General features: G+C 67.8%; 11 protein-coding genes. 6 read left to right on the top strand and 5 right to left on the bottom strand.

The annotated features are described in order from the left end of the window. Positions 1-8 precede the first annotated feature (8 nt). From TS85_RS21700 to TS85_RS21690, 3 genes are read left to right on the top strand one after another with little or no spacing between them, the layout of a single operon-like run. Complete coding sequence (locus TS85_RS21700; protein ID WP_044335004.1) at positions 9-1,349, top strand: aromatic ring-hydroxylating oxygenase subunit alpha; 1,341 nt, start codon at positions 9-11, stop codon at positions 1,347-1,349. Further along, positions 1,346-1,840: an aromatic-ring-hydroxylating dioxygenase subunit beta gene (locus tag TS85_RS21695; protein WP_044335002.1), complete on the top strand. Its 495-nt coding sequence runs from the start codon at positions 1,346-1,348 to the stop codon at positions 1,838-1,840. Before TS85_RS21700 ends, TS85_RS21695 begins: the two co-directional genes overlap by 4 nt. Further along, positions 1,837-2,760: a ketopantoate reductase family protein gene (locus TS85_RS21690; RefSeq protein WP_044335000.1), complete on the top strand. Its 924-nt coding sequence runs from the start codon at positions 1,837-1,839 to the stop codon at positions 2,758-2,760. The genes TS85_RS21695 and TS85_RS21690 overlap by 4 nt, the downstream gene beginning before the upstream one ends. 145 nt (positions 2,761-2,905) lie before the next feature. On the opposite strand, the gene TS85_RS24325 is transcribed toward TS85_RS21690, so the two are convergent. Next, complete coding sequence (locus TS85_RS24325; RefSeq protein ID WP_052508056.1) at positions 2,906-3,418, bottom strand: MarR family winged helix-turn-helix transcriptional regulator; 513 nt, start codon at positions 3,416-3,418, stop codon at positions 2,906-2,908. A 258-nt stretch (positions 3,419-3,676) separates the two neighbouring features. On the opposite strand from TS85_RS24325, the gene TS85_RS21680 reads away from it, so the two are divergent. Genes TS85_RS21680 through TS85_RS21670 form a run of 3 tightly spaced genes read left to right on the top strand, consistent with a single transcriptional unit; the run spans position 3,677 to position 9,864 of the window. Further along, positions 3,677-6,607, top strand: coding sequence for a TonB-dependent receptor domain-containing protein (locus tag TS85_RS21680; RefSeq protein ID WP_044334998.1), 2,931 nt, complete (start codon positions 3,677-3,679; stop codon positions 6,605-6,607). Positions 6,608-6,644: 37 nt separating this feature from the next. Continuing rightward, positions 6,645-8,216: a carboxylesterase/lipase family protein gene (locus TS85_RS21675; RefSeq protein WP_044334996.1), complete on the top strand. Its 1,572-nt coding sequence runs from the start codon at positions 6,645-6,647 to the stop codon at positions 8,214-8,216. After that, the gene (locus TS85_RS21670) at positions 8,209-9,864 is read left to right on the top strand and encodes a tannase/feruloyl esterase family alpha/beta hydrolase (protein ID WP_052508054.1); all 1,656 of its coding nucleotides are present in this window, start codon (positions 8,209-8,211) and stop codon (positions 9,862-9,864) included. Before TS85_RS21675 ends, TS85_RS21670 begins: the two co-directional genes overlap by 8 nt. Positions 9,865-9,868: 4 nt before the next feature. Here TS85_RS21670 and TS85_RS21665 read toward each other — a convergent pair whose 3' ends face one another. From TS85_RS21665 to TS85_RS21650, 4 genes are all read right to left on the bottom strand, one after another. After that, the gene (locus TS85_RS21665; protein ID WP_044334994.1) at positions 9,869-10,264 is read right to left on the bottom strand and encodes a nuclear transport factor 2 family protein; all 396 of its coding nucleotides are present in this window, start codon (positions 10,262-10,264) and stop codon (positions 9,869-9,871) included. After that, positions 10,261-10,671 (bottom strand): nuclear transport factor 2 family protein, encoded by a 411-nt coding sequence (locus TS85_RS21660; RefSeq protein ID WP_044334993.1) that lies wholly within the window; start codon positions 10,669-10,671, stop codon positions 10,261-10,263. Before TS85_RS21660 ends, TS85_RS21665 begins: the two co-directional genes overlap by 4 nt. Continuing rightward, positions 10,668-12,053, bottom strand: coding sequence for a spinster family MFS transporter (locus tag TS85_RS21655; protein ID WP_052508053.1), 1,386 nt, complete (start codon positions 12,051-12,053; stop codon positions 10,668-10,670). Before TS85_RS21655 ends, TS85_RS21660 begins: the two co-directional genes overlap by 4 nt. A 116-nt stretch (positions 12,054-12,169) precedes the next feature. Continuing rightward, positions 12,170-13,843: a CocE/NonD family hydrolase gene (locus tag TS85_RS21650; protein WP_052508052.1), complete on the bottom strand. Its 1,674-nt coding sequence runs from the start codon at positions 13,841-13,843 to the stop codon at positions 12,170-12,172.

Genomic DNA, 13,843 nt, shown 5'->3' with positions numbered 1-13,843 from the left:
GAACGCCGATGGCCTATCGCCTCACCGACCTGATCGACGACCGCCCCGACGACGGGGTCTTCCGCATCAACCGCGCGCTGTTCAGCGACCCGGACCTGTTCGCGCTCGAGATGCAGGCGATTTTCGAGGGCGGCTGGGTGTTCGTCGGCATGGCGTGCCAGGCCGAGAAGCCGCATGATTTCTTCACCGGCTTTATCGGGAGGGTGCCGATCCTGGTCAGCCGCTCGGGCGAGGGCGTGCTGGGCGGCTTCGTCAACGCCTGTCCGCACAAGGGCGCGCGCATCGCGCAGCAGCTGTCGGGCAATGCCCGGATGCATGTCTGCCCCTATCACAGCTGGACCTTCGACAGCGCGGGCGCGAACCGTAACATCAAATGGAAGAGCGGCGGCTGTTATGGTGAGGGGTTCGATCGCGAGGATCACGACCTCGCGCGCCTGCCGCGCTTCGGCGAGTATCGCGGCTTCCTGTTCGCCAGCCTCAACCCCGATGTGCCCAGCCTCGACGAGCATCTCGGCGAGGCGCGCAAGCTGCTCGATCTGGTGGCGGACCAGAGCCCCGAGGGCGCCGAACTGGTGCCGGGGGCGGTGCGCTTCACCTATGCCGCGAACTGGAAGATGCAGTTGGAGAATTGCTCGGACCAATATCATTTCACCTCGACCCACCCGAGCTACATCCGCATCCTCGACGCGCGGGCTCGCGAGCAGAAGGCCGAAGTGGTCCAGTCGACGCTGGGCGGCAGCGATTTCTGGAAGGAGGATGCCGAGGGGCCGACCGGCGGCACGTTCAGCTTCGCCAACGGCCATGTCCTCAATTGGGGGCTGATGGCGGTGACGCCTGCGCTGCCGCTGTACGAGACCGCGGACGCGGTCGCCGAGCGGGTCGGGGTGGCGCGGCGCAACTGGATGTTCAACATGCGCAACCTGACGATCTTCCCCAACCTCCAGATCGCCGAGAACGCCTCCAGCCAGCTTCGCGTGATCCGCCCGGTGGCGCATAACCTGACCGAGATGCAGACCTGGTGCATCGCCCCGCGCGGCGAGAGCGCCGAGGCGCGGCGGATGCGCATCCGGCAATATGAGGATTTCTTCAATCCCACGGGCATGGCCACCCCCGACGACACCGTGGTCTATGAGGAATGCCAGGCGGGAATGGCGGCGCAGGAGCGCCCGTGGCTGCAGGGCCATGCCCGCGGGCTCGCCGCGTCGGTCGCGGGCGGCAATGCCTATTCGGACAGCATCGACCTTCATCCCGAACGCAGCGTGCTGGGACAGGCCCAGACCTGCGACGAGAGCCTGTTCCACAGCTATTACCGCGCATGGGCACAGCGCATGGCGGGAGTGCTGGCATGACCGACCTTCTCCGCGAAGCCGAGGCGCTGCTGTTCCGCGAGGCGCTGCTGCTCGACCAGGGCGACTATGACGCGTGGCTCGCGCTGTTCACCCCCGACACCGTGTTCTGGATGCCCGCCTGGCGCAACGAGAGCGAGCAGACCGAGGACCCCGACCGCGAATTGTCGCTGATCTATTATCAGGGGCGCAGCAATCTCGAGGATCGCGTCCGGCGCATCCGCTCGGGCATGTCGGTCGCGTCGAAAGTGCGGCTGCGCGTGATGCATGCGATCAGCAACGTGACGATCATTGCCCAGAGCGCCGACAGCATCAGCGTGTCGAGCTGCTTCATCGTCCACCTCGTCGATGTCCGCGCCGGGCGGACGCATGCGTTTTTCGGGCGGTATGAGCATGAACTGGTCCGCGTCGGCGGCGAGTGGCGGATCGCGCGCAAGGTGATCCGGCTGCTCAACGATGTCGTGCCGACGCTTCTGGACGTCTATTCGATATGATCGGCAGCGTAGCTATCCTGGGCGCGGGCGCGATGGGCAGCCTGTTCGCGGCGCGGATCGCCGAGACCGGCGCGCGCGTGACGGTGATCGATGTCGATGCGGATCGCCTCGCCGCGATCGCCGCTTCGGGGATCACGCTCACCGATGACCGGGGCACGCGCACGGTGCGCGTGGCGGCGGCGCTGGCCGGTGACGTCGGCGCGCCCGTCGATCTGGTCGTCCTATTCACCAAGGGGATGCACAGCGCGGCGGCGATCGCGTCGGTGGCGCATCTGCGCGCGCATCGCCCGATCGCGCTGACCTTGCAGAACGGCATCGGCAATGCCGAGTTGCTGGCCGAGGGTTTTGGCGCGGACCGGGTGGTGATGGGCACCGCGCTGATCCCCGCCGACCTGACCGGGCCGTGCGCAGTGGCATCGCACGGCTTCGCGTCGATCGCCCTCGGGGCGATGGCGCCCGACGCCGACGACAAGGCGGGCCGAGTCGCGAGCCTGCTGCGCGCCGCAGGGTTCGCCGTCACCGAGCGCGCCGATATCGCGGCGGCGGTGTGGGAGAAGGTCGCGTTCAACGCTGCGCTCAATGCGATCGGGATGCTGTGCCAGGTGCCCAATGCCGGGGTCGACAATCCGCCCGGCCGCCGGATCGCCGCAGCGGTGGCGCGCGAGACGGTCGCGGTCGCCGCGGCGCAGGGGATCGCGATCGATGCCCCAGGCATCCTTGCCAGCGTCGACGCGGCGCTGCGCGATCACCGCGCGCACAAGGCATCGATGCTGCACGATCGCGAGGCGGGGCGCCCGAGCGAGATCGAGTCGATCAACGGCGCCATCGCGCGCGAAGGCGCCCGGCTGGGCGTGCCGACGCCGGTATGCGAGACGCTGAGCGATCTGGTCCGGATCGTTGAGGCGGCAGTGGCCCGCTGACCGGGGGGTGAGTCTCGTTTTCAGCTTCGCTGAATCGGCACCGGCCCGCTCCCCCGCCCGGCCACCCGACGACAATATTATTCTAGGGGTGGCCGGGCGGGGGAGCGGGCCGGTGCCGCCCTGTTTCAGCTTCACTGAAACAGAGTCAGAGATCCATGACATGCGGCGCCAGCGTGACGACGCGGCGGATGATCTGGCGCAGCCCCGAATCGAGCTGCTTGCGCTCGGCCTCGTCGAGGTCGGATACCCAGTCGGTGAAGAATCTGCCGCGCTCGCCGCGGATCGAGAGATGCACCTTCTTGCCCTCGTCAGTCAGCGATACCAGCCGGCTGTTGCGCTTGGTCGGATGCGGTTCGCGCCGCACCAGCCCGCGTTCCTCCAGGCTGCCCAGCGCGCGGCTTACCTCGGCGCGGTCGACAAACGCCAGGCTGGCGACTTCGCTGGCGCTGCAAAGGCCCAGATAATGGACATGCGCCATCGTCCGCCATTCGGGGAGCGAGAGGTCGGCGGTTTCGCGGACATGCTGCGCGGTGGTGCGGTCGATGATCTTGCTGAGCAGCAATATATGGTAGGGCAGATTGCCCGGGGCGACATTTGCCCAGCGCTCCTCCAGCGCTTCGATGGCGCGATCGGCGGCGGTCGTTTCGCGTTTTTTCATCTGCCCGCTCCTATCGCGCGAGGGCGCGTTTGTCTCTTGTGAATCCCTCGCAGTTGACTTATCAACATTGAACAATCAACAAAAGGGTAATGGCCTAACCTGCCATCCATAGCGCCGCTCTGTCCGTCCCGTTTCATAGTGGGGGTGCAGGTCCGGCGTGTCGCGGCGTTGCGGGGGGGCGTATCCCCGCCAACAGCCCGCGATGGTCACGCAAGGCGCCGAAGAGCGCCGAAGCATAAACGCAAAGGGAGAGATTTCATGGCTGATCGACACAAGACTGCCCGCGCCACTGCCTATCGCCTGCTGGCGCTGGGATCGACTGCGCTGGGGGCGATGCTCTCGGTGGAAGCGATGGCGCAAACCGCGCCGACTCCGGCAACGGAGGCCGCCCAGCAGGCGGAGGCGCCCGCCGATGTCGCCCCGCAAGCCGATAGCGGCGATGAGACGCGCGAGATCGTCGTCACCGGTACGCGGCTGGGGGTCAGCGGCTTTACTGCGCCGACGCCGGTCACCGTGCTGGGCGTCGACATGATCGAGAAGACCTCGTCGCCGACGATCGGCGAGGCGCTGGCACAGCTTCCCTCGTTCCGCCCCACCAGCACGCCCGGCACCCAGGGTATCTTCCCCGCCAATGCCGGCGCGCGCATCTCCGACCTGCGCGGCCTGGGCGCGTCGCGCACGCTGGTGCTGGTCGACAGCCGCCGCTTTCCGCCGAGCACCTCTACCGGCACGATCGATTTGAACCTGATCCCCACGCTGCTGGTCCAGCGCGCCGAAGTCGTCACCGGCGGCGCGTCGGCGGCCTATGGTTCGGACGCGGTGTCGGGGGTGATCAACATCCTGCTCGACACCAAGCTCAAGGGGATCAAGGCCTCCGCCGGCTATGGCGTGACCGAAGTCGGCGACGGCAAGCAATATTTCGCCCAGTTCGCGGCAGGCACCAGCTTCAACGACGATCGCGGCCATGCCGTGTTCGGCGCCGAGTATAACAAGGACGAAGGCACCGGCGGCTGCTACACGCGCACCTTCTGCAGCAACGAAGTCGCCGACCTGACCGGGGTACCGGGTGCCGATGGGCGCCCTGCGCACAACATCACCTATAATGTGCGCACCGGTACGCTGACTCCGGGCGGGCTGATCACCGCGACGATCAACGCGGCGGGGGTGCGCACCGCTGCCAAGGGCGGCGTGCTCAGCGGGCTCCAATTCGCCCCCAACGGCCAGACGACGGCGTTCGAATATGGCACCTATTCCAACGCGCTGTTCCAGGCGGGCGGGACCGGCGCGGGGCTCAATGCGTTCTTTGGCGATCCGCTGCTGTCGATCCCGGTCGAGCGGTACAATGCGCTTGGCCATTTCGAATATGAATTCTCGCCGGCGATCACGGCCTTTGTCGAGGCGAGCTATGGCCATGTTCAGGGCCGCACGCGCGGGCCCGAAATCCGCGACACCGGCTATCCGACCACGGGCACGGTCATTTCGATCGACAACCCGTTCCTGCCCAGTTCGGTGCGCGACACGATGGCCGCCAACGGCATCGTCGGGCTGACGCTCGGCAAGCTCGGCACCGAGTTCGGCACGATGGACAGCGTGTCGACGCGCGACACGATGCGCGTTCTGGCAGGCGGCAGCGGCGAACTGGGCGGAAGCTGGAAATGGGATGCCTATGTCCAGTACGGCGTCACCGATTATAACCAGGTCACGATCAACAACCGTATCACCGCGCGCTATGCCAAGGCAGTCGACGCCGTTACGGGGCCCAATGGCACCCCGGTCTGCCGCGTGAATGCGGACGCCAATCCCGCCAATGACGACCCGGCCTGCGTTGCGCTCAACATCATCGGCCAGGGCAATTTCTCGGCAGCGGCAAAGGCCTATGCGTTCGGCACCACGTTGCAGGACAGCGAATTCACCCAGACTTCGGGCGCGTTCAACGTCAGCGGCCAGCCGTTCGAGACCTGGGCCGGCCCGGTCGCGGTCGCGGCGGGTGTCGAGGGACGCAACAACGGGCTGAAGATCCAGGTCGATCCGATCTCCGCCGCCAACGGCTTCTACATCTTCAACCAGACTCCGTCGCAGGGCACAGTGTCGGTCGTCGAGGGCTATGCCGAAGTCGCGGTGCCGCTGCTTCGCGACAGCCCGCTCGGCTCCAAGCTCGACATCAACGGCGCGGCGCGCCAGGCGCGCTACACCAACACCAGCGGCGCGACCAAGAACACCTTCGACGCGACGACCTGGAAAGTCGGCCTGACCTACAGCCCCTTCTCGTGGATGCTGCTGCGCGCGACCCAGTCGCGCGACATCCGCGCGCCCAACACGTCGGAATTGTTCACCACCCCGGTCGGCGGCCTCGCGGCGCTGACCGATACCAAGACCTCGACTCAGGTGTTTGCGCAGCTCTTCACCGGCGGCAACATCAACCTGCGCCCCGAAAAGGCGAAGACCTTCACCGCGGGCATGACGCTTCAGGGCGAAGGTGCGCTGCGCGGGCTGCGCTTCTCCGCCGATTATTACAATGTGATCATCAAGGACGCGATCGCATCGCTGGGCGCGCAGGTGATCGTCGATACCTGCAACCGCACCAACTCGGCGGAGATCTGTGCGCTGGTCACGCGCGACAGCAGCGGGCTGCTCCAGTCTGTGTCCGTGCTCCAGCTCAATTTGAACGAGCAGAAGGTGCGCGGGCTCGATTTCGAAGCGGGGTATAACATCCCGCTCGGCGCCGATCGCGCGCTCGACCTGCGCGTGCTGACCACGCACACGATCGATTTCACCAACAGCGCGCTGCCCGGCATCAATCGCGCGGGCGACAATGGCTTGAGCGGGGTGCCGTCCTGGGTGGTCGACGGGATTGTTTCGCTCGACTGGGAGCGAGTCGGGATCAACCTTCAGGGTCGCTACATCTCGAAGGGCAAGATCGACGCCACGCTGGTCGGGCCCGAGGACGAAGGCTACAGCATCTACCTGGCGAACAGCATCAACACCAATCGGGTGCCGTCGCGTTTCTACACCAATCTCGGCGCGACCTTCCAGCTCATCGACCGGCCCGCGAACAAGGTCGAGCTGTTCGGCAATGTCTACAACCTCTTCAACGTGACACCGCCGCCCTATTGGAACGGCAACAACAACGCAGTCTATTACGACAATATCGGTCGCCGCTATCGCGTGGGCATCCGCGCGAGCTTCTGATCCGTCGACGAGAGGGGGGCGCCGTGGTGCGGCAGCTATGACCGAAAGAGGATATTCGGGCCGGGGCGCCACCCCCTCGCGGCGCCATTTCGTCGGCGGTGCGGCTGCCGGTGCGATGGCGCTGCTGGCGCCGCGTGCGGCCTTCGCGCAGGAGGGCGACGTGGTGCAGACCCGTGCGGGGCGCGTGCGCGGGCTCAGCGAGAACGGCGTCCAGGTGTTTCGCGGCATCCCCTATGGCGCCCCCACCGGCGGTGCACGGCGCTTCCTTGCGCCCGAGCCCCCGGCACCGTGGAGCGGGGTGCGCGACGCCACCCGCTACGGGGCGATTGCCCCGCAGCTTGGCGCTTCGGGCGAGCAGAGCGAGGATTGCCTTGTCCTCAATGTCTGGACCCCCGCGACCGGCGGCGATGCCCGGCGCCCGGTGATGGTCTGGGTCCATGGCGGCGGCTTTGCGGTGGGGTCGGGGGCGGACCCGGTTACCGAGGGCGCGAGGCTGGCTGCGCGCAACGATGTCGTTGTCGTATCGCTCAACCACCGGCTCAACGCCCTTGGCTATCTCTATTTCGGCGACCTCGTGCCCGCCGGGAAGGCCGTCGCCAATCCCGGCCAGCTCGACGTGGCGGCGGCGCTGCTTTGGGTACGCGACAATATCGCGGCGTTCGGGGGCGATCCCGATACGGTGATGGTGTTCGGCCATTCGGGCGGCGGATCGAAAGTCGCATCGCTGGCGGCGATGCCGGCGGCGCAGGGGCTGTTCCACCGCGCCGCGCTTCAGAGCGGGTTCGGCACCTATGGCGTCGCCCCCGATGAGGGCATGCGGATCACGCTGGCGCTGTTCGCGGCGCTGGGGATCGCGCGCGGCGATATCGACGCGCTGCGGGCGGTGCCCGTGCCGCGGCTGCTGACCGGGCTCCAGCAGGTGACCAAGGGCAACCCAATGCTGGGGCCGGGAATCGTCGCCGACGGGACGGTGCTGCCGCATATCCCCTTCGCGCCCGATGCGCCGCCGATCCGGCCCGATCTGCCGATGCTGGTCGGCCATACCGCGACCGAGACCACTGTGTTGTTCCCGCCGCCCGGCGCCTTTGCGCTCGATTGGGCGGGGCTGCCGGGCGCGCTGGCGGGCAAGGTGCGCGATCCCGCGCCGATGATCGACGGGTTCCGCCGGCTGCGGCCCGGCGCCTCGCCGAGCGACCTGTATTTCGCGATCACGACCGAGGCGGGGATGGGCCGCAACGCGCGCATCGTGCTGGAGAAGCGCGGCGCGATGGGCGCGGCGCTGGCCTATGGCTATCTGGTCGACTGGCGCTCGCCGGTCGATGGCGGCAGGCTGCGCAGCCATCATGGCGTCGAGCTGCCGATGGTGTTCGATACCGTCGCGGCGGCGCCCGGAATCGCCCCGCGCGCTGCGGAGGCACAGGCGCTCGCCGCTATCATGAGCCGGCGCTGGGCGACCTTTGCACGCACCGGCAACCCCAATGTCGCGGGGCTGCCCGATTGGCCCGCTTATGCCGCGCCCGCCCGCGCGACGATGATCTTCGATTCGCCCTGTTCGGTGCGCGACGATCCGTTGGGTGCCGAGCAGGCGCTGGTGGCAGCGCATGCGTAAGGCGCTACACATTCTGGCGCGGGTGATCGTCGTCGCGCTGGCCCTGTGCGCGCTGCCGGTGGTGGCGGCACCTTCCCCGGCGCAACTGATCGCGCTTCCCGCCAGGCCGGTCGTCGCCCCCGCCATCGCCTGTACCGATTTGATGCGCCAGCCTGCGCGCGAGGCGGGCGAGATCGCATTCCGGCTGCGCTCGGCGGTCGAAGAGCCGGCGACGGGGGACCGCGCCGGCTTCTGCCTGGTCAAGGGCTATACCAGCCCGCAAACCGAGTTCGAGCTGCGGCTGCCGCTGACCGGTTATACCGGGCGATTCCTGCAGGGCGGGTGCGGCGGGATGTGCGGCGTGATCGGCGATTCGATCACCCCCAAATGCAGCAATGCCCATGCTTATAGCGGCGCCTTTGCCGTCGCGTTCAACAATGGCGGGCATCACAGCGCGGGGATTGGCGACGGGACCTGGGCGGTCGCCGATCCCGAGCTGCGCGCGCAATTCGCGCACAAGGCGACGCATGCGGTCGCGGTGGCGTCCAAGGCGCTGATCGCTGCGTTCTATGGCGCGGCGCCCGAGACGAGCTATTTCGCCGGATGCTCAGGCGGCGGGCGCGAGGCGCTGATGGAGGCGCAGCGCTATCCGGGCGATTTCGACGGCATCGTCGCGGGATCGTCGGTCGCGATGCCCGCCGCGATGCAGCTGTTCCTGTGGGAGGCGCAGCACGGCATCGCGGCGGACGGGCAGGAAATCTTCACCGAGGGGGCAGTGCAACTGCTCCACAAGGCCGTGCTAAAGGCGTGCGACCGGCTGGACGGGATCGCCGATGACCAGATCGACGATCCGCGCGCGTGCGGTTTCGATCCGGCCAAGCTGTTGTGCCGGGCGGCGACGGATTCCGATTGCCTGAGCGCGGCGCAGGTTGCCGCCGCGCGCGCTTATTATCGCGGGCCGAGCGATGCGCAGGGCAATGCGCTGTTCCCCGGCGGCGCACCCTTTGGCGCCGAGCTGGGCTGGGTCGGCCGCGGTGCGCCGACGCAGACGGGCAAGTTCGCGGCGGAGGCATTCCTCAAATATCTGCTCTTCCCCGGCGCGATGCCTGCGGGCTTTGGCTGGCGCGACTGGCGCTTCTCGCGCGAGAGCCTGGCGCAGTTGCTCACGGCGGGGCAGCCCTATGACTCGACCGACCCCGACATGACGGCGTTCCGGACCCGCGGCGGCAAGTTGTTGCTGTGGCAGGGCGCGGCGGACAATGCGGCGGGCATTTACGGCATGCTCGATTATTATCAGGCGGTGCGCGACCGAATGGGCGGGATGGCGGCGACGCGCGCTTTCGCGCGGATGTTCCTGGTGCCGGGCGGCTATCACTGCGCGGGGGGCTATATCGCCTATGATCAGGATTTCCTGGGCGCGGTGGTCAACTGGGTCGAGCAGGGGCAGGCACCCGATGCCGTGGAGGCCAGCGCGACGCTCGCCGACGGTGCGATCCGGCGGCGCCCGCTTTATGCCTATCCGACGCGGACGCGCTATCTGGGCGGGGACGTCAATGCGGCCGCTTCGTTCGCGCCGCAGCCGGTGAAGGTCGCGCCCGAGGATGGCGTCGACTGGCCCGGCTCGCGCGCGGTATCGAAGAAGCGCCGGGTTCTGGCCCCGCTGGGCTGAGCGGTCAGACGGGGCGGAACTCGCGGCGGAACACTGCCGCGCGGATGCGGGTGTAGCGCTCGCCGTCGCTGTCGTAGAGGACGAAGCTGTTGAGGTAATAGCGGTCGCCCTTTGCCATCGGGCGCACCGCGAAATCGGGGGCGTCCTCCAGCGCGAGAAATTCGGATTCCAGTTCCGCCGCCAGCGTCGCCCCGTCGGCGAAACACTGGACGATCTCGATCGTCCGGCGCGTCTGCTGCTTCACCTTGCCGTAGAAATCGACGATCGCGTCGCACCCGACCAATTCGGTGCCGTTGCCGATCACCAGCCGGACATCCGGCGCGTAATGGCGGCGCAGCGCGTCCCAGTCGCTCGTGTTGAACGCAGCCATATAGGCGCGGAAACGGTCCTCCGGGCTCATGCGCGGGCACCCGGCTGGGGCGAGAAGCGCGCCGAGCGGATGCGGGTGAAGTGCCCGTCTGCGATGTCGTAGAAAATAAAGGACACGCTTTGCCGCATGTCCCCCACCTGCATCGCGCCGGTGGGCATGTCCGGCCAGTCGCGGTGCGCGGTCAGCGTCGTGCGGACCTCGGCGACGATCCGGTCGCCGCCGGGCGCCGCGACGAAGCTGAGCAGTTCCAGCTGTTCGTCGAGATACGAGCGGACCCGCGTGTAGAAATCGAGCACTGCCGCGCGCCCGGTCAGCTGCGCCGCCTGGCCGTGGAACGCCACGTCATCGGCATAATAGGCGCCGAACCCCGGAAAATCGCCGCGGTTGAACGCGGCGAGATAGGCTTCGAACCACTCTCGCGTGCCCGGCGGGGTCACGCCTTCTCCTCGCCGACGATATAGAAGTCCTCACGCAGCGTGCGCGCCGCGATCAGATAGCAGAGCGATGCGGCGAAGAAGATGCACACCGCCGCCATCAGCGCGGTCTTGATGCCATGGGTGGCGGCAATCGCGCACGGGTCCAGCGCCCCCTTGGCAGCGGCGATCGCCGCCTTGCCGCCATGGCATTGCGCCAGATAGTCGCCACCGGTGAACACCCCGCTGGCGAAATGGTCGCTCAGCCAGCCGACCGCGGTCGGCCCCAGCCCGGAGCCGAAGATCGTGTAGAGGATCGCGAACAGCGCCGCGCCGGTGGCGCGCATCCGCGGCTCGAGCAGGTTCTGGATCATGCCCAAAGTCGGGCCGTAGAAGAGCAGCAGCGCGGCCCCGGAGATGCACAGCATCACCGATCCCCACAGGACGGATTGGGTGTTGAACGCGATCCAATAGAGGAACGGCGCGATGGCCAGCCCGATCGCGGCGCCCCAGGCGGGCCAGCGCCGATCGCCGCGACGCGACAGCCAGTCGGTGCCGAACGACCCGCAGACGAGCCCGGTGGTCAGCGCGATCGCCGAAATCGTGCCGTAGAGCGACCCCGCCTGCTGGACCGGCAGATCGTACATCCGCGCGAGATAGATCGCCAGGAATTGCGAGATCGCGGTCATGCCGAAACCCGCCATCGACCCGCCCAGGATCACGAAGAACAGCCCGCGCTTGCGCCCGACCACGCGCAGGAACGCCTTGAAATTGGGCGGCGGCGTCGGTTCGCGCGGGGCATTGTCGGCCAGGCCCCGGCGCGGTTCGCGCAGCAGCAACAGCACCAGCAGGCCGACCAGGATGCCCGGAATACCCAGTGCGAAGAACGCCATCCGCCAGCCCCAATGCGCCGCGACCCAGCCGCCGACCGTCGCGCCCAGGAACGCGCCCGCAGGCGAGCCGAGGAAGATCAGCGACATCACCGATGCGCGCTTCTCGCGCGGGAAATGGTCGCTGACCAGCGAGGAGGTGGCCGGCTGCGCACCCGCCTCGCCCATGCCCACGCCGACGCGGCACAACAGAAGCTGGGTGAAATTGCCGATCATCCCGCACGCCGCGGTCATCACCGACCAGAAGATCACCGAGGCGGCAATGATGTTCACGCGCGAGATGCGCTCGGCCAGCCGGCCGATCGGGAGCCCCAGGATCGCATAGAGAAAGGCGAAGGCGACGCCCTGGAGGATGCCGAGCTGGAAGTCGCTCAGCCCGAGGTCGCGCTTGATCGGCTGCGCGAGCACCGCGAGTACCGCGCGATCGGCGAAGTTGAACACCGCGACCAGGAACGACATCGCGATGAACATCCGCCCATAGCCCGCCGACAGCAGCCGCTCGTCTTCATTCTGCAAAGCCCGATCCTCTCGATGCGCGCCGGCTTGCCCCGGTGCTGCGCCGGGGTGTGCAGCAGGAATGATGATTTATCAATGTTTCTTTTGGGGTAGACCGGGTGGCGTCCCGGTCCGCCTTATCGGGGCGGGATTACCGGCAGCAGCAGGTGCGATTCGCGACCCGGACCGCTGTGCAGGACGTGCGTGCCCTGGTTGCGGGTGTCCTGGTGTCGCGCGAAGGGCAAATTGGGCGCGCCGTCCGCGTAGATGTCGCGCCCCTGGATCACCAGCCGCAGCGATTCCCCGGCTTCGAACCGCGTCGCGCCGGGCCAGAACTCGATGTCGAGCGGCACTGCGCTGCCCGGTTCCAGCGGCTGTTCGCGCAGATGGGGGTGGAAGGGTTGGAGCAGCGTGCTCCGCTCGGGATCGGTCTCGCGGTGGCTGGCGCGCAGCCATCCGAGCGCGACGGGACCGTCCTCGAAAAACGCATAGAAGGTCATGCCGACGGGCGCGCCCGCCGCATCGAGCTTTTGCAGCGCGACGAAGAGATCCGCATCGTCGGCGCCCTCTGCCTCCACCCAGAGGCGCAGCATCGCGTGGCCGCTGATCTCGGTCTCGGCTTCGAAGCGGATGTCGAACACTGCGCCCCCCGTCTGGGCGTCATAAGCGAGGCGTTGCGCCGCGTCGGGGGCCGCCTGCGTCAGGGCGCCTTGATCGAGGTCCAGCCATAGCGGCGTCGGGACAGTCCGCGCGATCGGCCACTCCGCCTCGTCGCGCAGCGTGGCGAGCCCGGCGCGGTCGCGCACTTCGATCTGCACCGGTGGCCATGCGGCGACGCTGGTTTCGCGACTTTTCAGGAAATGGTCGAAAAACGCCTCGCGCCGCGCCTGGCTTTCGGGGTGGTAATAGTGCGCCCATTTCTTCTGGCCATGGACCTCGAGCCATTTCTGGCGGCTGCCGATGCGCTTATAGGCCTCCAGCGTGCCGCGGGTGTGCAGCCCCTGGTCGGACCAGCTCGCGACGACATAAGCGGGCACGTCGATCGCGCCGAAATCAATGTCCTTCGAACGCCAATAGGCGTCGATCAGCGGATGCGCCTGGACATTCGCCCAGGTGTCCTCGGTCTGCCCCACCGAAAAGCGGATCGTGTCCGACGCGCGCGGGACGAAGCCGGTCTCGGGAATCCCGCCATGATAGGCGAATTCGCGATACCAGTCGGTAAAGCCTTCCCACGGATTGATCGCCGCCAGCGCGGGCGGGCGCTGCGCCGCTGCCCAGAACTGGATGCAGGCGAGGTACGAAACGCCGGTCATCCCGACCTTGCCGTTCGACCAGGGCTGGTCGGCGAGCCAGGCGATCGTCTCGGCGCAATCCTGTGCCTCGCCGATGCCATTGTGCCGGAAAACGCCCTCGGAAAGCCAGGCGCCGCGCGGATCGACGATCGCGACGGCATAGCCCTTTGCGCCCCATTGCACGGGGTCGGGGCCCTCGAACGGAGTCAGCGGCGACAGCCATTCGGGGTTGACCCCCGATAGCGGCCAGAAGACCTGGTTGCTCTGCCCGTGCTTGCCATAGGGGCCCCAGGACAGCAGCACCGGCAGATCGGCTTCGCCCGCCGGGCCGTCCGGGCGATACAGGTCGCAATAGATCGTCACGCCGTCGCTCAGCCGGATCGGCAGGTTGCGATCGATCACCAGCCCCGCCTCGCGGCGCACGGCATGCCCCAATGGCGGCAGCGGCGGCTTGAACGGCGCGGTGTGGGGATCGACTCCCGGCCGCAGGATCAGGCTGAACGCGTCCGGGTCGGCCAT

Source organism: Sphingomonas hengshuiensis (genome assembly GCF_000935025.1).
In the GTDB taxonomy this organism is placed as follows: Bacteria; Pseudomonadota; Alphaproteobacteria; order Sphingomonadales; family Sphingomonadaceae; genus Sphingomonas; species Sphingomonas hengshuiensis.
Note: the sequence above shows the minus strand (reverse complement) of the source record. Positions and strands in the feature narration are given on the sequence as shown.

Bases quoted from the DNA above. Each gene is read 5' to 3' on its own strand.
- TS85_RS21680 (WP_044334998.1), top strand. From the start codon at position 3,677: ATGGCTGATCGACACAAGACTGCCCGCGCCACTGCCTATCGCCTGCTG.
- TS85_RS21675 (WP_044334996.1), top strand. From the start codon at position 6,645: ATGACCGAAAGAGGATATTCGGGCCGGGGCGCCACCCCCTCGCGGCGC.
- TS85_RS21665 (WP_044334994.1), bottom strand. From the start codon at position 10,264: ATGAGCCCGGAGGACCGTTTCCGCGCCTATATGGCTGCGTTCAACACG.
- TS85_RS21670 (WP_052508054.1), top strand. From the start codon at position 8,209: ATGCGTAAGGCGCTACACATTCTGGCGCGGGTGATCGTCGTCGCGCTG.
- TS85_RS24325 (WP_052508056.1), bottom strand. From the start codon at position 3,418: ATGAAAAAACGCGAAACGACCGCCGCCGATCGCGCCATCGAAGCGCTG.
- TS85_RS21695 (WP_044335002.1), top strand. From the start codon at position 1,346: ATGACCGACCTTCTCCGCGAAGCCGAGGCGCTGCTGTTCCGCGAGGCG.
- TS85_RS21700 (WP_044335004.1), top strand. From the start codon at position 9: ATGGCCTATCGCCTCACCGACCTGATCGACGACCGCCCCGACGACGGG.
- TS85_RS21690 (WP_044335000.1), top strand. From the start codon at position 1,837: ATGATCGGCAGCGTAGCTATCCTGGGCGCGGGCGCGATGGGCAGCCTG.
- TS85_RS21650 (WP_052508052.1), bottom strand. From the start codon at position 13,843: ATGGCCGACCCGGACGCGTTCAGCCTGATCCTGCGGCCGGGAGTCGAT.